Genomic DNA, 25,062 nt, shown 5'->3' with positions numbered 1-25,062 from the left:
GGCTGGCATTCGAGCAGGCGAGGCCGACGGAAACACTTGAGCGAGGCAGTCGGACCCGCGACAGTCCATGGGATGGATCAGGGTCGGCGCACCTCGGAACGCAAGGCCGTGGGCCTGCTGGTGAAACTCAAGCACACGAGCGTCGTCAGCTTCGTGCAGGAGTACGCCGTCAACATCAGCCCCGGGGGCATGTTCATCCGCTCGCGCGAGCCGCAGCCGGTGGGCACGCCGGTGCGCTTCGAGGTCCGCATCGCGGATGGGCAGCGGATGCTCAAGGGCTCGGCGGTGGTGCGCTGGTCGCGGCCCGTCGAGGACGTGACGGGGCCGGCCGGCATGGGCATCCAGTTCACGGAGCTGGATGAGGCCTCCCAGGCCCTCGTCGACCGGATGTTGCAGGTGAAGAACGCCGCGGCGCAGGCGGGCGCGCCCGCGCCGGGGAAGGCTCCTCCCAGCCTCACGCCGCCTCCCGTCGCGGCCCCTTCCGTGGCCCCGCTCATCCCCTCGGTGGCTCCCGTGCCCCGGGCGCCCTCCCGGCAGGGCATTCCCGCCGTGACGCCCGCGAAGACTCCCGCGGGGACGCGTCCCGCGGTGGCTCCCACCCGGACGCCCGCTCCCGTCGCGCCGCCGCCCGCTGTTCCCCCGCCGCCTCCCCCCGTCACGGCCCCCGTCAACGCCGTCGACATGTCGCTCGACGAGCTGCTCGCCTTCACGCCCCCGAGCTCCCAGACGGAGGAGTCCGAGCCGGGCGCCGGATCGTCCGGGAGCCTCCGGGAGTTCGACCTGGAGGATCTCTCGGCGGCGGCCAGCTCCGGGCCTCCGCTCAAGCCTCGCGGCTCTCCTCCGGCGGCCGCTCCGGCTCCGGCCACTCCCGCGCCCGCGGCGCCCGCCCAGCGGGGCAGCGCGGTGGAACTGGAGCTGGAGTCCTCCGACGACGACGAGCCGCTCGAGCTGGCGCGGCCGGTGGCGGGGCAATCCCAGCGGCCCGCGGCGAAAGCGCCCGCGCCGCCTCCTCCCGCGAGAGCGCCCGCCGCGCCACCGCCTGCCGCGAGAGCACCCGCCGCGCCACCGCCTGCCGCGAGAGCACCCGCCGCGCCGCCTCCTTCCGCGGTTCCGACACCCGCGCGCCCCTCCACGGTGGTGCCGGTGGTCGGGCCCGCGCCCTCGCCCTTCAAGCCCCAGGCCCTGCCGCTCGAGCCGAAGACAACCCCGGGGCAGGTGCTCACCGTCTTCCTCACGCCGCCCACGAGCATCGAGGGCAAGGGCCCCGTCATCGGCATCGACCTGGGCACCACCAACACGTGCGTGGCGGTGATGCAGAACAACAAGCCCACGGTGCTGCGCTCGCGCGAGGGCTACAACACCATCCCCTCGGTGGTGTCGCTGTCCACGCAGAGCAAGCTGCTGGTGAGCCACCGCGCCAAGAGCCAGGTGCTGCTGCGCCCGGAGCACACCATCTACGGCGCCAAGCGCATGGTGGGGCGTCCCTACGACAGCGCCGTGGTGAACCAGGTGCGCGAGCGCTTCCACTACGAGATCCTCCCCGACGCGCGTGGCCGGGCGGCGGTGCGCATGGGCGAGCACGTGCTGTCGCTCGAGGAGGTGCAGGGCATCATCCTGCGCGAGTGCAAGGAATTGGCCGAGCAGCACCTGGGCACGAAGGTGGAGCGCGCGGTGGTGACGGTGCCCGCGTACTACTCGGAGCCGCAGCGCGAGGCGGTGCGCCGCTCGGGGTGGCTGGCGGGCATCAAGGTGGAGCGCATCCTCAACGAGCCCACCGCGGCGGCGCTGGCGTACGGGCTCAACCGGGACATGGCCAAGCGGGTGCTCGTGTATGACCTGGGTGGCGGCACCTTCGACGCCACCGTGCTGCGCATCGACAAGAACGTGTTCGAGGTGCTGGCCACCGGCGGCAACATCTTCCTGGGCGGCATGGACTTCGACAACGTGCTGGTGGACCTCTTGCTCGAGCGCTTCCAGCAGCAGGAGAAGGTGAGCTTCCAGGGAGACCGGGTGGCGCTGTCGCGGGTGTCGGACGCGGCCGAGCGCGCCAAGGTGGCGCTCTCCGAGTCCAACTCCTACGAGGTCCACATCCCCATGCTCATGGTGGACGAGGCCGGGCGGCCCCGGGACATGCACATCACCCTCACGCGCGCGGAGATGGAGAAGGTGTGCATGCCGCTGGTGATGCGCACGCTGGACGTGGTGGGCGACGTGCTCCTGGACGCGAAGCTGCGCCCCTCGGACATCGACGACATCCTGCTGGTGGGCGGGCAGAGCCGCATGCCGCTGGTGCGCGAGAAGCTCAAGGAGGTGCTCGGCCGGGCGCCGCACGCGGGCGTCAACACGGACGAGGCCGTGGCCCTGGGCGCGGCGCTCTACTCCAGCGCGGTGGACCGGGTGAGCAGCGTGGTGCTCATCGACGTGCTACCCATGACGATCGGCGTGGCCATGCCCGGTGGTGCCTTCACGCGCGTCATCGAGCGCAACACGCCCCTGCCCGCGCAGCGCTCCTTCGCCATCTCCACCACGAAGGATGACGAGGAGGTCATGGAGCTGTCCATCTTCCAGGGCGAGGACGCGCACATCTCCGCCAACGAGTACCTGGGCACGGCGCGGCTGGAGGGCCTGCCCAAGGGGCCCAAGGGCTCGGTGCGCGTGGCGGTGACGCTGCGGCTGGACTCCGAATGCGTGCTGCACGTCAACGCGCAGGAGTACTCGACGCGCAAGGAGATGAAGGCCACGCTGGCCACGCGCTACACGCCCGAGGAGCTGCGGCAGCGGCTGGGCGTGGCCAAGGACGCGGCGCGGGCGGCCGAGGAGCGGCGGGGCCAGGAGCTCAAGGAGCGCTCGGGCCGCTTCTGGGGCTTCCTCAAGAAGGTGGTGGGCAAGAGCTGAGGAGGGCGCCGCGCGGCGCTCTACGCGGCCATGCGGCGCCGTCCCTGGATGCTGGCGCCGGCCTCGGGGGACATGCGCCGGAAGAGCGGCCCGGCGAGTGCCGTCACCACGCCCACGCCGACGAAGGGGAGGATGAACTGGCTCGGGGTGATGACCCCCTCGGCGTCACCGCGCGCCAGGTGCAGCATCAACCCGCCGAAGCTGATGCCCAGGCTGAGCCCCATCTGCTGCGTCACCACCGACAGCGTGGAGGCGTTGCTCACCGTGCCCTGGGGGATGTCCGCGTAGGCCACGGTGTTGAGGGCGGTGAACTGCATGGAGCGCATGAAGCCGCCCACCGCCAGCACCACGACCATGAGCGCCACCGGCGTCCAGCCCCGGAAGAAGGCGGGCAGGGCCGTGAGCGCGGCGGTGACGAGGTTGGAGAAGATCAGGGTGGAGCGGAAGCCGAACCGGCGGATGATGCCGGGCGCCACGGGCTTGCACGCCATGGCCCCCACCGCCGTGCCCACCGTCACCAGTCCCGTCTCCAGCGGCCCCCACCCGAGCCCCACCTGGAACAGCAGCGGCAGCAGGAAGGGCGTGGCGCCCAGGCCCACCCGCACCACGGTGCCGCCGATGAGGCTCGCCCGGAAGGTGTCGTAGCGCACCAGCCGCACGTTGAGCACCGGCCGCTCCACCCGCAGGGCATGGCGGATGTAGGCCGCGATGAACCCGAACGCGAGCCCCCACAGGCCGAGCTGCACGGCCACCGGCACCAGCCCCATGCCCACCACCTCGGACGCGCCCACCAGCGAGGTGATGGCGGTGGCCGCCAGGAGGAAGCCCTTCCTGTCGAACCGGCCCGGATACGGCTGGTGCAGGGGCGGCACGAAGCGCAGCACCGCGAGCATGCCGAGCAGTCCCACCGGCACGTTGATGAAGAAGATCCACGGCCAGTCCGCGATCTTCAGGATGAAGCCGGCCAGGGGCGGCCCCACCAGCGGACCGACCAGCGCGGGCATGGTGAACCAGCTCATCGCCGACACCAGCCGCTCGCGCGGCGCCGAGCTCACGACGATGAGCCGGCCCACCGGCACCATCAGCGCGCCTCCGACTCCCTGGAGCGTGCGGAAGACGACGAGCTCGGCCAGTGAGCGCGAGAAGCCACAGAGCACCGAGCCCACGAGGAACACCCCCATGGCCGTCATGAACACGCGCCGGGGCCCGTAGCGGTCGGCGATCCACCCGCTCGCCGGCGCGACCACCGCCAGCGCGAGGATGTAGGACGTCAGGGCCAGCTTCAGGTGCACCGGATCGCTGCCGAACGCCGTGGACAGAGCAGGCAGCGCGGTGGACAGCGCCGTGGAGTCGATGAACTCCATGAACAGCGCGCTGGCCACCGCGAGGGAGGCCAGCCGGGAGCCAGTCGTGGAGGAGGGGCGCGGGGCCTCGGTGGACGGCGGGGGAGGTGTCACGACTGTCCTTATGCTCCCAGCCCCCGGACCTGTCACGCCCACCGTGTTGACGGGCTTGGAGGCGATCGCTCAGATGGCCGCTCCCTCTTCACCAGGAGTCCACGTGCCCCAGCTCATCCTCCACCACTACCCGAGCTCGCCCTTCTCCGAGAAGATCCGCGCCATCCTCGGCTTCAAGGGGCTGCGCTGGTCCTCGGTGGTCATCCCCGTCATCATGCCCAAGCCCGACGTGGTGGCGCTCACGGGCGGCTACCGCAAGACGCCCTTCCTGCAGATCGGCTCGGACATCTACTGCGACTCGGCGCTCATCGCGGACGTGCTGGAGCGGCTCGCGCCCACGCCCACGCTCCACCCGCCCGAGTCCGCGGGGCTGGGGCGCCTCGTGGCGCAGTGGGCGGACTCCTCGCTGTTCGCCGCCGCCGTGGGCCACATCTTCCAGCCCGCGGGCGTGCACAGCCTCTTCGGCAACCTGCCCCCGGAGCACATCAAGGCCTTCCTGGCCGATCGCGCCGCCCTGAGCGCTGGCGCCAGCTCGCCGGGCATGAATCCCCAGGAGGCCACGGGGGCGCTGCGCCTGTACCTCCAGCAGCTCGACGCGCGGCTGGCGGATGGCCGGCCGTGGCTGTTCGGCCAGGCCCCGAGCCTCGCCGACTTCTCCGTCTACCACTGCCTCTGGTTCGTCCAGCAGGTGAAGGCGGTCTCGGGCATCCTCGACGAGTCCCCACACGTGAAGGGCTTCCTCGATCGCTTCCAGACGTTCGGCCAGGGCGCGCCCGAGCAACTGTCGAGCACGGAGGCCATCGCGATCGCCGCGCGCGGCCGGCCCGAGCCCCTCGCCGACGAGCCCTTCGTGGAGCAGCAGGGGCTGGCGAAGGGCGCGCGCGTGAAGGTGTCGGCCACGGACTACGGCAAGGATCCGGTGGAAGGCGAGTTCGTGCTGTCGCGTCCGAACGAGCTCGCCATCCGGCGCACCGATGCGCGCGCGGGCGAACTGGTCGTCCACTTCCCGCGCCTCGGCTTCCAGGTGCGCGCGGCGGAGTGAGCCACCCACCGCGGGAGGCGCCCGTCTGTCCTCCCGCCGACATCGCCGGCTCCTCCTGCCCCCGAGGGTGATGGCAGTGACTCCCACCGCCAGACGCTCCTCGGAACGAAGGAAAGGCGCCGATTCCACGCCACATCGGGAATCGCCGTGGTTACTGTTTTCGCGAGGTGCTGGAGCCCTCGCCCCGTGATCGGCTCCTGGACCTTGAACCCGGGCCGCGCGGGGGGTGGGGGGCGCGTGTCCGATGGGAGGCACCATGCCGCGCCGGAGCCCGGAAACAGGCGGACCCTCGAGTCCCATGAGGGAGCAGTCACGGAACTCCATGACCCCGCCGGTCCAGCGGGTGTTGATGACCACGGACGCGGTGAGCGGAGTGTGGACGGACTCGCTGGAGCTGTGCCGGGCATTGGCGGCCCGGGGCGTGCGGGTGGACCTGGCGCTGCTGGGAGGACCCCTGTCCACCGCCCGGGAGATGGAGGCGCGGGACGTGCCCGGCCTCGTCCTCCACGAGAGCCCCTGCCAGGCGGAGGTGTGGGAGGCGTGGCTGCTGGAGTTGGAGGAGCAACTCGCCCCCGACATCGTCCACCTCCATATCGCCAGCCATGGAGAGCTGGCCTGGAAGGCACCGACGCTGGTGGTGGCGCGCACGTGTCCCCTGTCGTGGGGCGAGGCCCTCCCGGGAGAGCGCTCGCCCGAGCGCTGTGCGCATCACTGGTGGGAGACGACGCGGGGCCTGCGCGCGGCGGGGTGCGTGGTGGCGCCCACCTCCGCCCTGCTCGCCTCCGTCGAGCGGCACCATGGCCCCTTTCTCTCCTCGCGCGTCATTCCCCCCGCGCGGCGCGCGGAGGCCTTCCTCCCGGATGCGAAGGAGCCCTTCGTGTTCTCCTCATGCCGGGTGTGGGACGGCACCAAGAATCTGGAGGCGCTGGAGGCCATCGCGCCGAGGCTCTCCGTGCCGGTGCGCATCGCGGGGCAGGCGCCTCGCACCATTCAGGCGGAGTCGCTGGGGGTGCTGTCGGAGGAGGAACTCGCCGGGTGGATGTCCCGGGCGGCCGTGTTCGCGCTGCCCGCGCGCTACGAGCCCTTCGGGCTGTCCGTGCTGGAGGCCGCGCTCGCCGGGTGCGCGCTGGTGCTCGGAGACCTTCCGAGCCTGCGCGAGGTGTGGGGAGACGCCGCGCTCTTCGTCCATCCGGATGACGTGGAGGGGCTCGCGCAGGCCCTGCGCTGGTTGATGTCCCACCCCACCGAGCGCGAATGCCGGGCCCACCGGGCCCGCACCCGGGCGCTCACCTTCTCGCCCCGCCGCATGGCGGAGGCGTACCTGGAGCTCTACGCCACGCTGCGCGTGCAGCCCGTGGACTCCTGGGCGCGGCTCTTGCGCGCGGGCTGACGCGAGGGGCGGGCTCAGCCGTCGCTCTCGGTGCTGGACGGGCCCCGGGCCTCGTCCCCCATCATCGCGCGCAGGGTGTTCTTGAGCCGCCGCTCCTGCAGGAAGAGCTCATGCTCGGCGGCGCGGCCCGGATCCGTCATGGGGCTCTTGAAGTAGAAGCCGAGCCAGTCCTGCGTGCCGATGCGGCCCGCGCGCTGCGCCAGGTCCATCAGCAGCGCCAGGTCGAGCACGATGGGCGCCGCGAGGATGGAGTCGCGGCACAGGAAGTCGAGCTTCATCTGCATGGGGTAGCCCAGCCAGCCGAAGAGATCGATGTTGTCCCAGCCCTCCTTGGCGTCGCCCCGCGGCGGGTAGTACTCGATGCGCACCTTGTGGAAGAGGTCTCCGTAGAGCTCCGGGTGGTCGCCCGTCTGGAGGATCTCCTCGAGCACGCCGCGCTTGGTGAGCTCCTTGGAGCGGAAGGACTCGGGATCGTCGAGCACCTCGCCATCGCGGTTGCCGAGGATGTTGGTGGAGAACCATCCGCGCACCCCGAGCATGCGGGCCTTGAGGGCGGGGGCGATGACGGTCTTCATCAGGGTCTGACCCGTCTTGAAGTCCTTGCCGGCGAGCGCCACCTCGTGGTGGCGCGCGAGCTCGGCGGCGGCGGGGAAGTCCACCGCGAGGTTGGGTGAGCCATTGGCGAAGGCCACCCCTTCCTGGATGCAGGCCCAGGCGTAGAGCTGCGAATTGGTGATGGAGGGATCGTTCTTGAGCAGCCCGGCCTCGAAGGCGCGGCGGGAGGCGTGCACCAGATCGGCCGCGACATAGGTCTCGGTGGAGCCGCACCAGATGGCCACCGCGCGGGTGCAATCCTTGTCACGCAGGAAGGCACGGATGTCCTGGCGCACCTGCTCCACCAGATCCGCCTTGGTCGCGCCCGTCTTCACGTGCGTGCCGTGCAGCCGCTTCACGTATTGAGGATGGAAGACGCCCTTCATGGGCCGGATGGCTTCCAGCTCCGCGCGCACGGGCTCGAGCTGCGCGGGCTCCAGCACCTTGGAATGGAGGGCCGCTTCATGGGCATTCTCGGGGAAGATGTCCCAGCCACCGAAGACGAGCTGGTCCAGGCGGGCCAATGGCAGATATTGGCTCAAGCGCACCTGCTCGCCGCCCACGCGCAGGCCGCCCATCTGCGTGAGCGAGCCCACCGGCAGTCCCAGGCCCCGGCGGGCCAGCAGGACGCCCGCGATGAACGTGCTGGCCACGGCGCCCATTCCTGGCAGCAGGACGGCGAGTTTTCCTCCAGGGGGAGGAAGGGAGGTCGATCGTTTCATCTGTTCCTCGAGGTGTGGTCCGCGGCGGCTGGCGGACCATGTACACACCACCATGGCATGGAGAGGGTGTCCTGCGAGGTCATGTCGACCGGGTGACTTCCGAGGTGTCCTGTAGTGGTCTGTTCGTGGAATGTCTCGCGTCACTTCTCGCGCTTCGTGCGAATCCTGGCGCTTCCAATGATCGAAGCCATCAAGTTGTGGAACGAGCCCAACAACATGTCCCACTGGGACTTCGGGATCGACAAGGATTGGAGCATCTTCTCGCGCATGGTGCGCCTCGCCGGAGCGGCGGTGCGAGCGGAGAATCCATTGCTCACCCGGGTCCTCGGGGGCATGTCTCCCATTGATGTCCCCTTCCTCCGCCGGATGTCCGACCTGGGCGCGCTGGACGAGGTGGATGTCGTGGCGGTGCATGGCTTTCCACTCGATTGGAATCACTGGCAGATCCACGAGTGGCCCGAGCGCATCGCCGAGGTGCGAGCCGCCTCGCGCCACCCCGTCTGGGTGACCGAGGTGGGCGTCTCCACCTTTGGTGCCGAGGAGGTGCAGGAGTTCGGCCTGCGGCGCACCGCGGAGCTGCTGCTCGGCCAGGTGGACCGGGTGTTCTGGTACAGCCTCTATGATCTGCCGAAGGCGTGGCCGGCGACCACGCGCCACCGCGAGGCCGAGGGCTCGTCGTACTACCGGCACTTCTACATGGGGCTTCTCACGGAGGACGGCACGCCCAAGCGCGCGCTGCGCCACCTGGCGGACTACACGCCCCAGCTGGGCATCTGCCAGTGGTTCCACTTCGAGGATCCCCGGCTGGAGGACGCGGTGGCGTGGCTCAAGAAGCTGGGCGTCAAGAAGCTGCGCACGGGCCTGAGCTGGGCGGACAGCCACCGGCCCAACGCGGAGGCCTGGTTCGACCGGCAGATGAGCGTGCTCGACGACTTCGATGTGACGCTGACGTATTGCTTCACCCCGGGCTCGCGCGGCATCAACGATCACCACACGAGTCCGCCCCAACAGGTCGAGGAGTTCGCCGAGTTCTGCGCGCGCATGACGCGCCGTTACGCGAAGTAGGAGGCAACGACGGTATGGAGGTGGGAATGTCGAGCGCGACAATGGATGCGGCGGTGCTCGCGGGGCCCAGGGGCGCCCGGGTTCAGCGCGTGGCGCGGCCCGAGCCGGGGCCGGGCACCCTGCGGGTGAAGCTCGAGGGCTGTGGGGTGTGTGGTTCCAACCTCCCCGTCTGGGAAGGGCGTGAGTGGTTCCGCTATCCCATGCAGCCGGGCGCCCCGGGTCATGAGGGCTGGGGCGTGGTGGACGCGGTGGGCAGTGGCGTGACGGGCTTCCAGGTGGGCCAGCGCGTGGCGGCCCTGTCCTCGGCCGCGTATGCCGAATACGACGTGGTGGGCACGGACGCGGCGGTGCTGCTGCCTCCGGCGCTCGCGGGCAAGCCCTTCCCGGGCGAGCCGCTGGGCTGTGCCATGAACATCTTCCGCCGCGCGGACATTCAGGCCGGACAGACGGTGGCCATCCTCGGCATTGGCTTTCTCGGAGCGCTGGTGACACGGCTGGCGACGAACGCCGGGGCGCGCGTGCTCGCCATCACCCGCCGGCCCTACGCACTCGAGCTGGCGCGCCTGTACGGCGCCGCCGAGTGCATTCCCATGGATGACCACGCCAAGATCATCGAGCGCGTGAAGTCGCTCACCCAGGGCACCTTCTGCGACCGGGTCATCGAGGTGGTGGGCGAGCAGTGGCCGCTGGCGCTCGCCGGCGAGCTCACGCGCGAGCGCGGCAAGCTCATCATCGCAGGCTACCACCAGGACGGACCGCGCCAGGTGAACATGCAACTGTGGAACTGGCGGGGCCTGGACGTCGTCAACGCGCACGAGCGCGATCCCAAGGTCTACGTGGAGGGCATCCGGCTCGCCGTGGACGAGGTCGCCGCGGGCCGGCTGGATCCCTTCCCGCTCTTCACCCACCGCTTCGGGCTGGATGAACTCAACCTCGCCTTCGAGACGATGCGTACCCGTCCCGAGGGCTTCCTCAAGGCGCTCATCACCGTATGAAGGGACATCCCATACAGCGAACCGTGCTCCGTCCGAGGCTGGGCTTTCTCGGCGTGGGTTGGATTGGACGCCACCGCATGGAGGCCATCCTCCGCGCGGAGCGGGCCGAGGTGGTGGGCGTGGCGGATCCCAGCGAGGCCGCCGCCCGGGAGGCCTCGCGTCTCGCGCCGGGCTGCGTGCGGGTGGACTCGCTCGAGGCGCTGCTGGACCTGGGGCTCGATGGGGTGGTCCTCGCCACGCCCAGTGCGTTCCACGCCGAGCAGTCCGTGCGAGCCCTGGAGCGGGGCGTGGCCGTGTTCTGCCAGAAGCCGCTCGGCCGCACCCAGGAGGAGGTGCGGCGCGTGGTGGACGCCGCGCGCGCGGCGGACCGGCTGCTGGGCGTGGACCTCAGCTATCGCTTCACCACCGGGATGCGGCGGCTGCGCGAGCACATCCAGTCGGGCGCGCTGGGTGACATCCACGCGGTGAACCTCGTCTTCCACAACGCCTATGGCCCGGACAAGGCGTGGTTCTACGATCCGAGGCTCTCGGGCGGCGGGTGCGTGATGGACCTGGGCATCCACCTGGTGGACCTGGCGCTCTGGGTGTTGGGCTTTCCCGAGGTGCGGCGCGTGACGAGCCAGCTCTTCGCCCAGGGCCGCCCCCTCTCCGGACGCACGGAGGCCGTCGAGGACTTCGCCGCCGCGCAGTTGGAGCTCGCCCCGGGCACCGCCGTCCAGCTCGCGTGCTCCTGGAAGCTGTCCGCCGGGTGCGACGCGGTCATCGAGGCTTCCTTCTATGGGACCCGGGGAGGCGCGTCGTTCCGCAACGTGAACGGCTCCTTCTACGACTTCACGGCGGACCTGTTCCGAGGGACCTCGCGCGAGCGTCTCACCGAGCCGCCGGAGGAGTGGGGCGGCCGGGCCGCGGCGGACTGGGTGGCCCGTCTGGCCCAGGGCGCCCGCTTCGAGCCGGAGTCCGAGGAGTTCGTCCAGGTGGCGGGCGCGCTCGAGCGCATCTACGGATAGACGCGCGGGCTGCTGCCCGAGGTGTCCTCGTTCTCGGACTCCCACCCTCCGTCTCCGCGGTGGACTGAAGCCGTGGTTTCCAAGCACGACATCTGAAGTAGGGTCGGCTGCACGACTTTGGACGTTGTAAAATGTCGCTTCTCCGACGGATGTCGCGCGGTGTTCTCAATCCCTTGTCCCAGGGGCAGTGAGTCCGGTGTAGATCGCCTTTGTCCTAGGACAAAACCATCACGCCACGACTGACGTGAGTCATTGAGCCGCAATGGCTCACGCGGCATCTGTCTGGGAGGGAGCATGAGGCGCAAGCAAGTACTCATCACGGGGGGCGCGGGTTTCATTGGATCTCATCTGGCGGATGAGCTCCTCGCGCGGGGCTATCACGTCCGGGCGTTGGATGTGCTGTTTCCCCAGGTCCACGGAGAGAGACGGGAGCGTCCGTCCTATCTGAACCCAGACGTGGAGCTGGTCATCGGCGACGTGCGGGACCGCGATGCGGTGCGGAGCGCGCTCGAGGACGTGGATGTGGTCTATCACTTCGCCGCAGCCGTGGGCGTGGGCCAGAGCATGTACGAGGTGGCGCACTACACCTCGGTGAACAATCTGGGCACCGCGGTGTTGATGGAAGCACTCATCGCTCGTCCCGTGGAACGGCTGATAGTCGCCTCCAGCATGAGTATCTATGGCGAAGGGCTCTTCCGCGCAACGGATGGACGGCTCGTGCCCGGCACGGAGCGAACCTTGGATCAACTCCAGTCGGGCGATTGGGAATTGCGCGGCGCCAACGGGGAGCAGCTCTCGCCGCTGCCCACGCCCGAGACGAAGGCGCCGGGGCTGTCGTCCGTGTACGCCCTGTCCAAGTATGACCAGGAGCGGCTGTGCCTCATCACCGGGCGCGCCTACAACATCCCCACGGTGGCGCTGCGCTTCTTCAACGTGTACGGCCCGCGCCAGGCGCTGTCCAATCCCTACACCGGGGTGCTCGCCATCTTCGCGTCACGGATGCTCAATGGCAACGCGCCGCTCCTCTTCGAGGATGGGATGCAGCAGCGCGACTTCGTGAACGTGCACGACGTGGCGCGTGCCTGCCGTCTGGCCATGGAGTCCGAGGACGCTCCCGGCCATGTCATCAACATCGGCAGCGGGCGCTGCGTCTCCGTGCGCGAGGTGGCCCGGGCGCTCGGCGAGGTGATGGGCCTGCCGCACCTGCGGCCCGCGGTGACGGGCAAGTACCGCATGGGTGATATCCGCCACTGCTTCGCCGACATCACCCGCGCCCGCCAGTTGCTGGGCTACGAGCCCCAGGTGGAATTCCAGACGGGTCTGGCCGAGCTGGCGCAATGGCTCGAGGGGCAGGTGGCCACGGATCGCGTGGCCGAGGCGAAGGCGGAACTCGAGGCTCGGGGATTGACCGTATGAGCACGACGCGGGTGGGACAACGCAACGGTCACGGCGGGAAGGTGGTCATCTTCGGAGGCGCCGGGTTCATCGGCTCCAACGTGGCGGACCAGTACCTGCGCGAGGGCCGCCAGGTGCGCATCTTCGACAACCTCTCGCGTGCCGGCGTGGAGCGCAACCTGCGCTGGCTCGAGGAGCGTCATGGCTCGCTGCTCGACGTGACGGTGGGCGATGTCCTGGACGAGCAGGCGGTGCGGCGGGCGGTGCAGGGCGCCGCGGAGGTGTTCCACTTCGCGGCGCAGGTGGCGGTGACCACCAGCCTCGAGAGCCCCGTGCACGACTTCGAGGTGAACGCACGCGGGACGCTCAACGTGCTGGAGGCCCTGCGGAGCATGCAGGAGCCGGCCTCGCTGCTCTTCACCTCGACGAACAAGGTCTACGGTGGGCTGCCGGGGATGGAATTCGTCCAGGAGGGCCGCCGCTACGTGCCCCGGGACGAGGACCTCCGCGCCCAGGGCCTGAGCGAGCGCTGCCCGCTCGACTTCGAGAGCCCCTATGGCTGCTCCAAGGGCGCGGCGGACCAGTACGTGCTCGACTACGGGCGCTCCTTCGGCCTGCGCACCGCGGTGTTCCGGATGAGCTGCATCTACGGCCCTCGTCAGTTCGGCACCGAGGACCAGGGCTGGGTGGCGCACTTCCTCCTCCGGGCGCTGTCGGGCCAGCCCATCACCCTCTATGGGGACGGCATGCAGGTGCGCGACATCCTCTTCGTGGAGGACCTGGTGCGCGCCATGCGTCTGGCGCAGACGAACATCGAGCAGCTCCGGGGACAGGCCTTCAACATCGGTGGTGGCCCGGAGCGCACCGTGAGCCTGCTGGAGTTGCTCGAGCTGATTTCCCGGCACACCGGGCGGGAGCCGGAGATCCGCTTCGAGGACTGGCGCACCGGGGATCAGCGCTACTACGTCTCCGACACCCGCGGGTTCCAGGCCGCCACGGGCTGGGCGCCGCGGGTGGGAGTCGAGCAAGGGGTGGTCCGGCTCCTCCATTGGTTGGAAGAGCTGGCAATGACAAGCACCGCGGTCGCGGTCCACGCGGGATGAACCGGGAGGTGTCCTGATGCCGACGGTCCAGCGGGTGTTGATGACCGCCGACACTGTCGGTGGTGTGTGGGCCTATGCCCTGGAGTTGTGCCGCGCGCTCGGGCACGAGGGCATCCAGGTGGACCTGGCGACGCTGGGGGCATCGGTGTCCGCCGCGCAGTGGCGCGAGGCACGGCAACTGTCGAACCTCACCCTCCATGAGAGTCATTACCGGCTGGAGTGGATGGACGAGCCCTGGGAGGACGTACGCGCCTCCGGGCAGTGGCTGCTTGAGCTGGAGGCGGCGCTGGCTCCCGACATCGTCCACCTCAATGGCTTCTGTCATGGCTCGCTGCCCTGGCGGACGCCGGCGCTGGTGGTGGCGCACTCGTGCGTCCTCTCCTGGTGGGAGGCGGTGAAGGGAGAGCCTGCCCCCGAGCCATACGCGCACTACCGGCGCGAGGTGTCGCGGGGGCTGCGCGCGGCGGCGTGCGTGGTGGCTCCCAGCGCCGCCATGCTCGCCGCCACCGAGCGGCTCCATGGTCCCTTGCGCTTCACGCGCGTCATTCCCAACGCGCGGCGGGCGGAGGCCTATCCTCCCGGCCCGAAGGAGGAGTTCGTGCTCGCGGCCGGAAGGCTGTGGGACGAGGCCAAGAACCTGGCGGCGCTGGACGCGGTCGCGCCGGGGCTGCCCTTTCCCGTGCGCGTCGCGGGGGAAGTCCAGCACCCGGGAGGTGGCGGCAGGGCCCGGGCTCCGCACGTGCAGTCGCTCGGAACACTGGCGCCAGGGGAGCTCGCCGGGTGGATGGCGAGGGCGGCCATCTACGCGTTGCCCGCGCGCTATGAGCCCTTCGGGCTGTCCATCCTGGAGGCCGCGCTCGCCGGGTGCGCGCTGGTGCTCGGGGACATCCCCAGCCTGCGCGAGGTGTGGGGCGAGGCCGCGCGCTTCGTCCATCCGGACGATGAGGACGGGCTCGCGCGCGCGCTGCGCGAGTTGATGGCCCACCCCGACGAGCGGGAGCACCTGGCCCACGCGGCCCGCGCCCGGGCGCTCACCTTCACGCCCCGCCGCATGGTGGAGGCCTATCTCGAACTCTACGCCGCGTTGCGCGCGCGGCCCTCCGAGGCGTGGGTTTCCCCCGCGCCACATGCTTCCTGACGGCCCCCTCGCTTCCTCATGCGCATCGTTCTCTTCTGTCATTCCCTGTTGTCCGACTGGAACCATGGCAACGCGCACTTCCTGCGCGGCGTGGTGACGGAGCTCACCCTGCGCGGCCACGAGGTGCGGGTCCTCGAGCCCGAGGACGCCTGGAGCCTGCGCAACCTCCTGGCCGAGCCTGGTGGGGCGGTGGTGCTGGAGGAGGTGCGGACCGTCTACCCGGCCGCGCGTCCCGAGCGCTACACGCCCGATGTGCTCGACCTGGATCGCGTGCTCGACGGGGCCCACCTCGTCATCGTCCATGAGTGGAGCCCGCCGGAGCTGGTGCGGCGTCTGGGCGAGCGGCGCCGGGCGGGCGGCTCCTTCCGCCTGCTCTTCCATGACACCCACCACCGCGGCGTGAGCGCCCGGGAGGAGATGGCGCGCTACGAACTCACGCACTACGACGGCGTGCTCGCCTTCGGGGACGTCATCCGGCGCATCTACCTGGAGCAGGGCTGGGCCGCGCGTGCCTGGACGTGGCACGAGGCCGCGGACACGCGCGTGTTCCACCCCCTGCCGCATCTGGCGGTGGAGAGGGAGCTCGTCTGGGTGGGCAACTGGGGCGACGGCGAGCGCACCGCGGAACTGCACGAGTTCCTGCTGGAGCCGGTGAAGGCGCTCGGCCTGAAGGCGCGGGTGTATGGCGTGCGCTACCCGGACGCCGCGCGTGAGGCGCTCGCCGCCTCGGGCATCGAGTACGCGGGATGGCTGCCCAATCACCGCGTGCCCCAAGCCTTCGCCCAGGCGCGCGTGACGGTCCACGTGCCGCGCCGGCCCTATACCCAGGCATTGCCTGGCATTCCCACCATCCGCCCCTTCGAGGCGCTCGCTTGCGGTATCCCCCTGGTGTCGGCCCCCTGGTCGGACGTGGAGGGGCTCTTCACTCCGGGCCGGGATTTCCTCGTCGCCGCCAATGGAGAGGACATGCGGCGCCACCTGCGCGCGCTGCTCGCCGACGAGGGGCTGCGCCGCGAGCTGGCGGAGCACGGCAGGCGCACGGTGCTCGCGCGCCACACCTGTGGGCACCGCGTGGAGGAGCTTCTGCGCATCTGCCAGTCCCTGGGCCTGAGCGCTTCACAATGTCACCCGCTGGCGCGGGAGAGGAGCACCCCATGAGCAAGGGGTCGCGTATCGCCTTCTTCGGCTCGAGCCTCGTCTCGGCCTACTGGAACGGAGCGGCCACCTATTACCGTGGCATCATCCGCGCGCTGCACGAGCGCGGGCACCACGTCACCTTCTATGAGCCGGATGCCTACGAGCGCCAGCAGCACCGCGACATGGCGGATCCAGACTGGGCGCGCGTGGTCGTCTACTCCGCGCAAGGTACCGAGGCGCTCGAGCGCTGCCTGGAGGAGGCCCGGGACGCGGACGTGGTGGTGAAGGCGAGCGGCGTGGGCGTGTTCGACGCCCTGCTCGAGGCGCGCGTGCTGGAGCTGCGGCGTCCGGGCAACCACGTGGTGTTCTGGGATGTCGACGCGCCGGCCACGCTCGAGCGCATGGAGAAGGAGCCGGGAGATCCCTTCCGGGCGCTGGTGCCTCGCTACGATCACATCCTTACATACGGGGGCGGAGAGCCGGTGGCGTCGGCCTACCGGGCGCTCGGGGCGCGCGAGTGCGTGCCCATCTACAACGCGTTGGATCCACGCACCCACCACCCGGTGGCGGCGGAGGCGCGCTTCGAGGGGGACCTGGCCTTCCTGGGCAACCGGCTGCCGGACCGCGAGGCGCGCGTGGAGGCCTTCTTCCTGAAGGCAGCGAGCCTCCTTCCCGGCTCTCGCTTCCTGCTGGGGGGCAGCGGCTGGGGCGACCGGGCCCTGCCGGAGAACGTGAAGTACCTGGGCCACGTCTACACGCAGGACCACAACGCGCTGAACTGCTCGGCGCGCGCGGTGCTCAACATCAACCGGGACAGCATGGCCCGCTTCGGCTTCTCACCGGCCACGCGGGTGTTCGAGGCCGCGGGCGCGGGGGCCTGCATCATCACGGATGCCTTCAAGGGCGTGGAGCTGTTCCTGGAGCCCGGGAAGGAAATCCTCGTGGCGCACTCGGGGGAGGAAGTCGCCGAGCACGTGCGCGCGCTGAGCGGGCCCGAGGCGCGGCGCATCGGCCAGGCGGCGCTCCAGCGTGTGCTGTCCGAGCACACGTATGCCCATCGCGCCTCGAAGGTGGAGGAGGTGCTGGGTCTTCCCTCCACCGGTGCTCACGAGCGGGTGGCCTGAGCCATGGAGACGCAGCGGATGAGGATTGTCATTCTCGGTCTGTCCATCACCTCGAGCTGGGGCAACGGACACGCCACGACCTATCGGGGACTGGTGCGCGAGCTGGTGCGGCGCGGGCACGACGTGTTGTTCCTCGAGCGGGACGTGCCCTGGTACGCCTCCAATCGCGACATGCCCCGGCCGCCCCATGGGCGCACCGAGCTGTACGCGGACCTGGTGGACCTCAAGGATCGCTTCACGGACGCGGTGCGCGGCGCGGACCTGGTCGTGGTGGGCTCGTACGTGCCCCAGGGTGTGGAGGTGGGCGCCTGGGTGCAGCGCACGGCCCGGGGGGTGTCTGCCTTCTATGACATCGACACGCCGGTGACGCTGGCGAAGCTCGCGCGGAGGGATTTCGAATACCTCTCGCCCGAGCTGATTCCCGGCTACGCGCTCTATCTGTCCTTCACGGGAGGGCCGTTGCTCCAGCGCATCGAGCGCGAGCTGGGTTCACCCGCGGCCCGGCCGCTCTACTGTAGCTGCGACCCCGAGCTGTACGCGCCCCAGACGCGCGAGCCGCTCTGGGACCTGGGCTATCTGGGCACGTACAGTGATGACCGGCAGCCGGTGCTGGATCACTTGATGCTCGACGCGGCGCGGGCGCTGCCCTCGTGCCGCTTCGTGGTCGCCGGACCGCGGTACCCCGCTGGCATCGCGTGGCCCGCGAACGTGGCGCGCGTGGAGCACCTGGCTCCGCCCGAGCACCCCGCGTTCTACAACTCCCAGCGCTTCACGCTGAACGTCACCCGGGCGGACATGGTGCGCGCGGGCTACTCGCCGAGTGTGCGGCTGTTCGAGGCCGCCGCGTGCGCGGTGCCCATCATCAGCGATGCGTGGGAGGGGCTCGACACCTTCTTCCGGCCGGGCGAGGAGATCCTCATCTCGCGCTCCGGGGAGGAGACGCGGCGCTACCTCCAGGAGGTGCCGGAGGCGGAGCGCCAGGAGCTGGGCCGGAAGGCACGGGCCCGGGTGCTGGCCGCGCACACGGCGGCGCATCGCGCGGAGACGTTGGAGGACTACACCCGGTCGGTGAACTCAGGACGCAAGCCCTAGGCAAGAGAGGCGGAACATATGATGAAGATCGCGGTCATTGGCACGGGGTACGTGGGTCTGGTGGCGGGGACCTGCTTCGCGGAGTCGGGGCACGAAGTCACCTGCATCGACGTCAACCCGAGGAAGATCCAGGCGCTGAAGCGGGGCGAGGTGCCCATCTACGAGCCGGGCCTGGAGGAACTGGTTCGCCGCAACATGGCCGCGGGGCGGTTGCACTTCACCGAGGAGTTGGCGGGCGCGGTGAGTCCCGCGCAGGTGGTGTTCATCGCCGTGGGGACGCCCGAGGGAGAGACGGGGCGTGCGGATCTGCAATACGTGCTCGCCGCCGCCGAGCAGGTGGGTCGGGCGCTGAAGCAGTACACGGTCATCGTGGACAAGAGCACGGTGCCGGTGGGCACGGCGGACAAGGTGCACGAGGTCATCGCCCGCCACACCCGGTGTGAGTTCGACGTGGTGTCCAACCCCGAGTTCCTCAAGGAAGGCGCGGCGCTGGAGGACTTCCTCAAGCCGGACCGGGTGGTGATCGGCACGCGCTCGGAGCGGGCGCGCAAGCTCATGGCCGAGCTTTACGCGCCCTTCGTGCGCACGGAGAATCCCATCATCTTCATGGATCCGTGCTCGGCGGAGCTGACCAAGTACGCGGCCAACGCGATGCTCGCCACGCGCATCTCGTTCATGAACGACATGGCCGCGCTCTGCGAGAAGGTGGGCGCGGACGTGGAGCAGGTGCGCAAGGGAATGGGCGCGGACAAGCGCATCGGTTATTCCTTCCTGCACTCGGGGATTGGCTATGGCGGGAGTTGCTTTCCCAAGGACGTGAAGGCGCTGACGGCCACTGCTCGCGACATGGGGCTGGAGTTTGATTTGCTGCGCGCGGTGGAGAACACCAACGCGAGGCAGAAGCGGTGCCTGCTGACCAAGGCGCTGAAACACTTTGGCGACTTGTCCGAGCGAACCTTCGCGGTGTGGGGTCTGGCGTTCAAGCCGAAGACGGACGACATGCGGGAGGCGCCCTCGGTGGAGCTCATCGAGGGCCTGCTCGGCAAGGGCGCGCGGGTGCAATGCCATGACCCGGTGGCGATCGAGAGCGCCCGGCGCTACTTCGGCGATCGGGTGCTGTACGCGCCCACGAGCTACGCGGCGGCGGAAGGGGCCGATGCGCTCTTCCTGGTGACGGAGTGGAACGAGTTCCGCCACCCGGACTTGAAGCGGCTCAAGGCGACGATGAAGAGCCCCACGATCTTCGATGGCCGCAATGTCATCGATCCCTGGAGCGCACGCGAGGAAGGCTTCACCTACTTCGGCATCGGTCGGCCCTCCGCCTGAGCGGCGGGGTGCTCCTGATGGATCAGGCCCAACTCCGGCGAGATTCGAGCCGCACCTGCACCGCACGGATCATCCGGATGCAGAGGATTGCCGCGACGAGGGTGCACGCCCACGAGCCGATTTCGATCAGGTACACCCTGAGAGCGAGTGACGGGGGCAAGAGGGGCATCGACAGGCGCCGGGCGATCCCGGTCAGAATTCGGGATAGAAGGAATGCACTCCACATTACGCCCAGATGCAGTGAGGCAGCCAGCTCTTTGCCCCCCAGTCCCTCAACAATACCCTGCATGATGCGGAGCGGCTTGACGAGATTCACGAATGGTACGAACCAACAACCCACGGCCCATGCTGGCGATGCTCCAACATGGGTACCCCATGCATTCATCTGCCGGACGGCCCGTTGCATCCACATCAAGTAGACGACAGTCGTTAGAGGAAAGAGAACCAAACCCACGCCAGTCAGAAACATCGCAATGGTAGCAAGCGTTTCCATTGTCCTGAGGGACTCACGCGCACCGGGCACTAGCACTGCCCAGAGGTTGAGGAACATCTCGCCTACCACCAGAACTGCCACCATGCGCAGGGACAGCGTGGCCCGCCGGGCGCGAGCCTCCGACGAAGGGCTCGCCGCCACGTACCGGCGGAGACACTCTTGGCAGCGCTCGCCACTGCTCATGCAATGAGAACAGAAGTATCGCCCACAGCGCTCGCACGCGTTTACTGCCACCAACTCTGAGTGAACAGGACACGAGGGCCGAAGCGAGGATGATGCATCGGAAATACTTACCATGACGATTGAGTAGAGCAGTCCGAGAGTTGGGTCAACCGGCCTGGGCGTCGTGCCCGGGTTCGCGAGCTACAGTTACCGCGCATCCTGGCTGATGCCCACCAACCCGCCGGTCCAGATCTCCATCAACAAGCGTGCGCGGTAACACTGAGGGGCGAGGGAGCGACATCCTCCGCCCGAGGCCCCCTTGAGACGAGGTCCACTCGCCGGCCAAGCAACTGCTCGAGGTGCTCCAGGACGAGGTTCTCCCGGGGCTCGCGTTCCTCGAGCGCGGGCGTCACGTGGAGGAGCCATCGCGTGAGCGCGGCCTGCCCCTCGAGCGAGGGATTCGGTTCCACGGCCAACCGGGTGACGGGGCTGTCCTGATAATGCGCCGCGGCCTTCCAGGTGCGCAGCCGACGGAGCAGATCCAGGTGGGTGATCGCCAACACGTCCACTCCACCCAGGACATCGAGCGCGTACCGGGCGAGCACCGCGTCGAACCAGCCATAGCGGACCTGGCCCTGCCAGTCATTGAGCGTGTTGTGCTCGGAGAGCAGCGGCCGCAATTCCTCCGTCTCCGTGGGCAGCGGTCCCGCGCCGTGGCGCACCATGTGGCCGCGCAGCACGCCCACCCGCTCGATTTCCAGGTCCACGCCACTCTCGGCGATGAGGCCGAGCGCGTTGTCCGCGGTGCAGCAGGACCAGGTGGTGTACGGGTGGAAGCCGCGCCACTCGTCGAGCAGCACGCCCTGTGCTCCCTCGAAGACCGTGGCGGGGGCCTCGGCCATCCAGCGCGCGAGCAGCGTGTCCGGGGCCACGAGTCCGAGTGTCTCCAGCCGCGTTGCCCGCTCCATCCACGCGTCGATGACGCCCTCGGCCTCGAAGAGGGAGCGCTCGCGCTGGACCTGGGGGCTGTCGGGGAGGGAGCTTCCCAGGGCCCGCAGCTCCTCGTGCTCGCGCTCCCGGATGCGCTGGAGCTTTCGCCGCAGCCGGGGCACGTCGCGCAGATCTCCCGCGAGCACGGCGTCCTCCGGCCAGGCGAGCGCGTCCCGCACGGTCTCCCCCACGCCGACGCCACAACTGCCGTGCCGGGAGTCACCGCGGGCCAGCTCGCGCAGCCGGTTCGCCGCCTGGTGGAAGGGGGTGATGACGCGCGCGCGTTCGCTGACCCGCAGGCGCGAGAACACGTCTCCCACGCCCTGGGCGCGCAGCGCCTCGCCCTCGAGCAGCAGCGCGGTGGGGTGGAGCAGGAAGGGGTGGGCGAGGAAGGTGTGCACCCCGGGGACGAACGTCCCCGCGCCGAACTGCGCGAAGGTGTGGTGCCGGCCCTCCGAGGTGACGACGTTGTGGCCCGCCTGCGCGCCGCCGTTGTAGCGCACCACGAGCGACGCCCGGTCGCGCCGCACGAGGTAGTCCGTCATCAGCCCCTTGCCCGCGTCCCCGAAGCCCAGGTCGATGACGATGGAGGCGCGCCGCGGGTTGCCCGGAGCCTTCACTTGATGAGGCGGACGAGCCGCTGCAGGACTCCCTCGGACGGCGGGGCCCCCGCCAGCGTGGGCCCTCCCGAGCGGCCGAGCGCCTCGGCCAGCGGCGTCAGGGCGCGCAGCGTCGCGTGCACGGACGGCCGGGGCACGTTCGCCTCCTGGAGGACGCGGCCCAGGCCGTCGATGTCTGGGACGAGCCCCTCGTAGAGGCAGACGGCCCCCGCGGACACGAAGCAGATGTCCTCGGCGGACTCCATGCACAGCACATGGTCGCCGAGCAGCTCACGCCAGCGCGGCTCGCACTTCGCGCGGCGGTTCACGTCGGGGATGACGAAGAAGGGCACGAAGGTCTTCTGCAGCTCGGCGACGATCTCCTCGACCTTCAGGTCCTCGTCGAGCCGGTCGCCGATGAGGCTCTCGACGATGTGCTTGGACAGGGCGGGATAGGGCAGCTCGTCGCCCGTCATGAAGAGGTAGCCCTTCTTCTGGCGCTTCTCCCAGCAGTCCATCGCCGTGTGCTCGGCGAGCAGGTACAGGCCCAGCTCGTAGCTCTCCAGTCCGGTGCCGCCGCCACGCCCCTCGAGGTAGCTCCAGGTGAGCCATTGATCCATCAGCTCCGCGGTGGACTCGAACTGGCCCACCTGCAGCGGCGCCTCGTCGCTGTAGGCATCGCCCACGGCCATGAAAAGCAACTGGGGGTCCGCCACCTTGCAGTCGGTGAGGACCTTCATGAACTTGGGCAGCAGCTCCGTGGCCATCAGCTTGGGAATGGTCCCCATGGAGCCCGTGACGTCCAGCGCGAAGACGATGCCCAGGGAGTTGGGGTGCTCGGCGCTGTCGCGGCACTCGCGCACGCGCAGGCCCTTGGGGTTCATCAGCGGGTGGCACTTGCGCTGCTGGAAGACCTCCTGCACCGGCACCTGGGCGCGGTCTTTCAGGAGGGCTTCGTGGGCCTGGTTGCTGTAGTTGCCGTACCCCATGGTGCGTGCTCCTCGCGTCTGGCGGCCGGGGACGGACTCAGGGCATCACGAGTGGATGGAAGCCCGGACTTCCGTGGACCGCGGCGCTCACTTCACCAACGCGCTCGCGAAGTGTCCAGGCCAGGTCCCGCGTTCCCTCGCCGTCCGCTCCCACGGCGGCGCCCTCGAGGAGGGCCGCCAGGGCGCCCGGGACCGAGCGGGGGACGGTGCCCCGGACGGGATCTCCACCGAGCACCGCGATGATGCACCGGGCGCTCATCCGCACGTCGTCCGCGGGCGTGGGCCGCTGGGAGTCCAGGAGGCTCGCGGGATAGAAGTCCTCGTAGCGCGTGCAGACGGCACGCAGGCGGCCTCCCTTCACGCGGTCCGCGCAGCTGAAGCCCACGAGCCGCACGCCATGCTCACCGTGTTGCACGAGCAGGTGCGGGGGCAGCACCGCGCCGTGCACGTAGCCCGCGCGGTGCAGCACCGCGAGCGTCTCCAGGATGCGCCGCCACATCCACACGGACACGCGCGGATCGACGCCCGAGGCATGCACCCGGCGCACGGCCTCGAAGGTGTGGAGATAGCCAGCGGCCTGGCGCACGAGCAGGGCCTGGCGGCCCTCGTACGGTCCCCCACTCAGGGTGCCGTGGGCCACGGGCTGGGGCACGCGGGTGAGGAAGGCCGGGGCCTCGTGCCCGAGGGCCCCCTGGAACTCCACGAGCATCCTCCACTCGTGCTCCATCAGCGGCGCGTGCTCGGGGTCACGCAGCACCTTCAACAGGACGCGCTCGGTGGGCCGCCGGGCCCGCTCGGCGGCGTAGACATCCGAGACCTCCCCCCGCGCGATGAGCGGGCCGGGCGCCCAATGGCCCGTGCCGACGGTCCACCAGTGGGAGTAGCCCTGGCTGGCGGGGTCGTTCCACTCCTGGAGCGCCCGCCGGTAGCGCGCGGCGGAGACGGCGCTCGGGTCGATCTGGACGGTGGTGCCGCAGTAGCCACAGACGGCCGAGCGGGCGAAGCGCCCCGGAGCGAGGGGGGCGTTGCACTGGGGGCACTTCACGACGCGCTCGGCCATTGGGGCGTTCTCCTGGGGGCGACGGCCCCCGAGGATAGCCGCTCACCGCGCGAGCCGGCTCACTTGCGCAGGCTGGCGATGTCGATCACGAAGCGGTAGCGCACGTCGCTCTTGATCATGCGCTCGTAGGCCTCGTTGATCTTCTGCACGGGGATGACCTCGATGTCCGCGGCCACGTTGTGCTTGCCGCAGAAGTCGAGCATCTCCTGGGTCTCGCGGATGCCGCCGATGAGCGAGCCGGCGAGCCGGCGCCGGCGGAAGACGAGGGGGGCGGCGGCCAGGGGCACGGGGGTTTCGGGCAGGCCCACGAGCACCATGGTGCCATCCACCTTCAGCAGGTTGAGGTAGGCGTTGTAGTCGTGCGTGGCGGAGACGGTGTCGAGGATGAAGTTGAAGGAGCGCGCGAGCTTCTTGAACGTGTCCGGGTTGGACGTGGCGGCGAAGTGCGTGGCGCCCAGGGCGAGCGCGTCCTCGCGCTTCTTCTCCGAGGTGCTCAGCACGGTGACCTCGGCGCCCATCTGCCTGGCGAGCTTCACGCCCATGTGGCCGAGCCCGCCGAGGCCCACCACGGCCACCTTGTCCCCGGCCTTCACGCCGAAGTGGCGCAGGGGCGAGTAGGTGGTGATGCCCGCGCAGAGCAGCGGCGCGGCGCGATCCAGCGGGATGGAGTCGGGGATGCGCAGCACGTACTGCTCGTCCACCGTGATGCGGGTGGAGTAGCCACCCTGGGTGACGGCGCCGTGGCGATCCTTGGCGTTGTACGTGCCCACCATGCCCCGGTCGCAGTACTGCTCCTCGCCCGCCTTGCAGTTGTCGCACTCGCGGCAGGAGTCCACGAAACAGCCCACGCCCACGGAGTCGCCGACCTTGTAGCGGGTGACGGACTGGCCCACCTGGGCGACCTTCCCGACGATTTCATGGCCGGGCACGAGCGGGTACTTCGCCTTGCCCCACTCGTCGCGCACCGTGTGGATGTCCGAGTGGCACACGCCACAGAAGAGGATGTCGATGAGCACGTCGTGAGGGCCGGGCTCGCGGCGCTCGAACGAGAAGGGGGCCAGGGGGGCCTTGGCGTTGGGGGCGGCGTAGGCTTGAACGGTCGGCATGGGGAAGATTCTCTGAAGGGTGAAGGACCACACGGCATGCGCCGGATCGACTCGGACCCGAGCTCGTCACGCGACACTAACGAGCACCTCTGGCGCGGTGCCCTGAAAGAATGTGGGGGGGTGAGTGCTCGCGTTCTTATACGTGCGAGCGCTCAGGACCGGGAGTGCGGCTGACGCCGGG

The 25,062-nt window shown here is 69.8% G+C and carries 20 protein-coding genes; 13 read left to right on the top strand and 7 right to left on the bottom strand.

Annotated elements, in window-relative coordinates:
• Nucleotides 1–72 precede the first annotated feature (72 nt).
• Nucleotides 73–2,895, top strand: coding sequence for a TIGR02266 family protein (locus tag F0U63_RS44875; protein ID WP_395840915.1), 2,823 nt, complete (start codon nucleotides 73–75; stop codon nucleotides 2,893–2,895).
• Between the two features lie 20 nt (nucleotides 2,896–2,915).
• Here F0U63_RS44875 and F0U63_RS44870 read toward each other — a convergent pair whose 3' ends face one another.
• Nucleotides 2,916–4,352, bottom strand: coding sequence for an MFS transporter (locus F0U63_RS44870; RefSeq protein WP_395840913.1), 1,437 nt, complete (start codon nucleotides 4,350–4,352; stop codon nucleotides 2,916–2,918).
• Nucleotides 4,353–4,455: 103 nt separating this feature from the next.
• Between F0U63_RS44870 and F0U63_RS44865 the strand changes: the two genes are divergently transcribed.
• Together F0U63_RS44865 and F0U63_RS44860 are read left to right on the top strand one after the other, a co-directional pair.
• The gene (locus F0U63_RS44865; RefSeq protein WP_395840911.1) at nucleotides 4,456–5,394 is read left to right on the top strand and encodes a glutathione S-transferase family protein; all 939 of its coding nucleotides are present in this window, start codon (nucleotides 4,456–4,458) and stop codon (nucleotides 5,392–5,394) included.
• A 322-nt stretch (nucleotides 5,395–5,716) separates the two neighbouring features.
• Nucleotides 5,717–6,784, top strand: coding sequence for a glycosyltransferase family 4 protein (locus F0U63_RS44860; protein ID WP_395840909.1), 1,068 nt, complete (start codon nucleotides 5,717–5,719; stop codon nucleotides 6,782–6,784).
• Nucleotides 6,785–6,798: 14 nt separating this feature from the next.
• Here the strand turns inward: F0U63_RS44860 and F0U63_RS44855 are convergent, their stop codons facing one another.
• On the bottom strand, nucleotides 6,799–8,100 hold the full coding sequence (locus tag F0U63_RS44855) for an inositol-3-phosphate synthase (RefSeq protein ID WP_395840906.1): 1,302 nt from the start codon (nucleotides 8,098–8,100) through the stop codon (nucleotides 6,799–6,801).
• 177 nt (nucleotides 8,101–8,277) lie between these two features.
• On the opposite strand from F0U63_RS44855, the gene F0U63_RS44850 reads away from it, so the two are divergent.
• The 10 genes from F0U63_RS44850 (at nucleotide 8,278) to F0U63_RS44805 (ending at nucleotide 19,482) form a co-directional block, all read left to right on the top strand.
• Nucleotides 8,278–9,165, top strand: a complete 888-nt coding sequence (locus F0U63_RS44850; RefSeq protein ID WP_395840904.1) for a beta-xylosidase — start codon at nucleotides 8,278–8,280, stop codon at nucleotides 9,163–9,165.
• Nucleotides 9,166–9,191: 26 nt separating this feature from the next.
• Nucleotides 9,192–10,160: a zinc-binding dehydrogenase gene (locus tag F0U63_RS44845; RefSeq protein WP_395840901.1), complete on the top strand. Its 969-nt coding sequence runs from the start codon at nucleotides 9,192–9,194 to the stop codon at nucleotides 10,158–10,160.
• Between the two features lie 77 nt (nucleotides 10,161–10,237).
• Complete coding sequence (locus F0U63_RS44840) at nucleotides 10,238–11,167, top strand: Gfo/Idh/MocA family protein (RefSeq protein ID WP_395840899.1); 930 nt, start codon at nucleotides 10,238–10,240, stop codon at nucleotides 11,165–11,167.
• 294 nt (nucleotides 11,168–11,461) lie between these two features.
• Nucleotides 11,462–12,583 (top strand): NAD-dependent epimerase/dehydratase family protein, encoded by a 1,122-nt coding sequence (locus F0U63_RS44835; protein ID WP_395840897.1) that lies wholly within the window; start codon nucleotides 11,462–11,464, stop codon nucleotides 12,581–12,583.
• Nucleotides 12,580–13,665, top strand: coding sequence for an NAD-dependent epimerase/dehydratase family protein (locus F0U63_RS44830; RefSeq protein WP_395840895.1), 1,086 nt, complete (start codon nucleotides 12,580–12,582; stop codon nucleotides 13,663–13,665). The genes F0U63_RS44835 and F0U63_RS44830 overlap by 4 nt, the downstream gene beginning before the upstream one ends.
• 16 nt (nucleotides 13,666–13,681) lie before the next feature.
• Nucleotides 13,682–14,803, top strand: a complete 1,122-nt coding sequence (locus F0U63_RS44825) for a glycosyltransferase family 4 protein (protein ID WP_395840893.1) — start codon at nucleotides 13,682–13,684, stop codon at nucleotides 14,801–14,803.
• A gap of 18 nt (nucleotides 14,804–14,821) precedes the next feature.
• Nucleotides 14,822–15,961, top strand: coding sequence for a glycosyltransferase (locus F0U63_RS44820; RefSeq protein WP_395840891.1), 1,140 nt, complete (start codon nucleotides 14,822–14,824; stop codon nucleotides 15,959–15,961).
• The gene (locus tag F0U63_RS44815) at nucleotides 15,958–17,064 is read left to right on the top strand and encodes a glycosyltransferase (protein WP_395840889.1); all 1,107 of its coding nucleotides are present in this window, start codon (nucleotides 15,958–15,960) and stop codon (nucleotides 17,062–17,064) included. Before F0U63_RS44820 ends, F0U63_RS44815 begins: the two co-directional genes overlap by 4 nt.
• Nucleotides 17,065–17,082: 18 nt before the next feature.
• Nucleotides 17,083–18,156 carry a glycosyltransferase gene (locus tag F0U63_RS44810; protein ID WP_395840886.1) on the top strand — a complete coding sequence of 358 codons (1,074 nt, stop codon included), beginning with the start codon at nucleotides 17,083–17,085 and terminating at the stop codon, nucleotides 18,154–18,156.
• Nucleotides 18,157–18,177: 21 nt separating this feature from the next.
• A complete protein-coding gene (locus F0U63_RS44805) occupies nucleotides 18,178–19,482 on the top strand; it encodes a UDP-glucose dehydrogenase family protein (RefSeq protein ID WP_395848526.1) in 1,305 nt (434 codons plus the stop codon).
• A gap of 22 nt (nucleotides 19,483–19,504) precedes the next feature.
• On the opposite strand, the gene F0U63_RS44800 is transcribed toward F0U63_RS44805, so the two are convergent.
• The 5 genes from F0U63_RS44800 to F0U63_RS44780 all read right to left on the bottom strand — a co-directional run bounded on the left by F0U63_RS44800 (nucleotide 19,505) and on the right by F0U63_RS44780 (nucleotide 24,881).
• Nucleotides 19,505–19,975: a DUF4328 domain-containing protein gene (locus F0U63_RS44800; RefSeq protein WP_395848525.1), complete on the bottom strand. Its 471-nt coding sequence runs from the start codon at nucleotides 19,973–19,975 to the stop codon at nucleotides 19,505–19,507.
• Between the two features lie 419 nt (nucleotides 19,976–20,394).
• The gene (locus tag F0U63_RS44795; protein ID WP_395840884.1) at nucleotides 20,395–21,747 is read right to left on the bottom strand and encodes an adenylosuccinate synthetase; all 1,353 of its coding nucleotides are present in this window, start codon (nucleotides 21,745–21,747) and stop codon (nucleotides 20,395–20,397) included.
• Nucleotides 21,744–22,715 (bottom strand): VWA domain-containing protein, encoded by a 972-nt coding sequence (locus F0U63_RS44790; RefSeq protein WP_395840882.1) that lies wholly within the window; start codon nucleotides 22,713–22,715, stop codon nucleotides 21,744–21,746. The genes F0U63_RS44795 and F0U63_RS44790 overlap by 4 nt, the downstream gene beginning before the upstream one ends.
• Nucleotides 22,716–22,752: 37 nt before the next feature.
• Complete coding sequence (locus F0U63_RS44785; protein ID WP_395840880.1) at nucleotides 22,753–23,775, bottom strand: lipopolysaccharide kinase InaA family protein; 1,023 nt, start codon at nucleotides 23,773–23,775, stop codon at nucleotides 22,753–22,755.
• Between the two features lie 59 nt (nucleotides 23,776–23,834).
• Entirely contained in the window at nucleotides 23,835–24,881 is a 1,047-nt protein-coding gene (locus tag F0U63_RS44780) for an NAD(P)-dependent alcohol dehydrogenase (protein ID WP_395840878.1), read from the bottom strand.
• Nucleotides 24,882–25,062 lie beyond the last annotated feature (181 nt).

The sequence above is a fragment of the Cystobacter fuscus genome (assembly GCF_044360685.1).
Taxonomy (GTDB): domain Bacteria; phylum Myxococcota; class Myxococcia; order Myxococcales; family Myxococcaceae; genus Cystobacter; species Cystobacter fuscus_C.
Note: the sequence above shows the minus strand (reverse complement) of the source record. Positions and strands in the feature narration are given on the sequence as shown.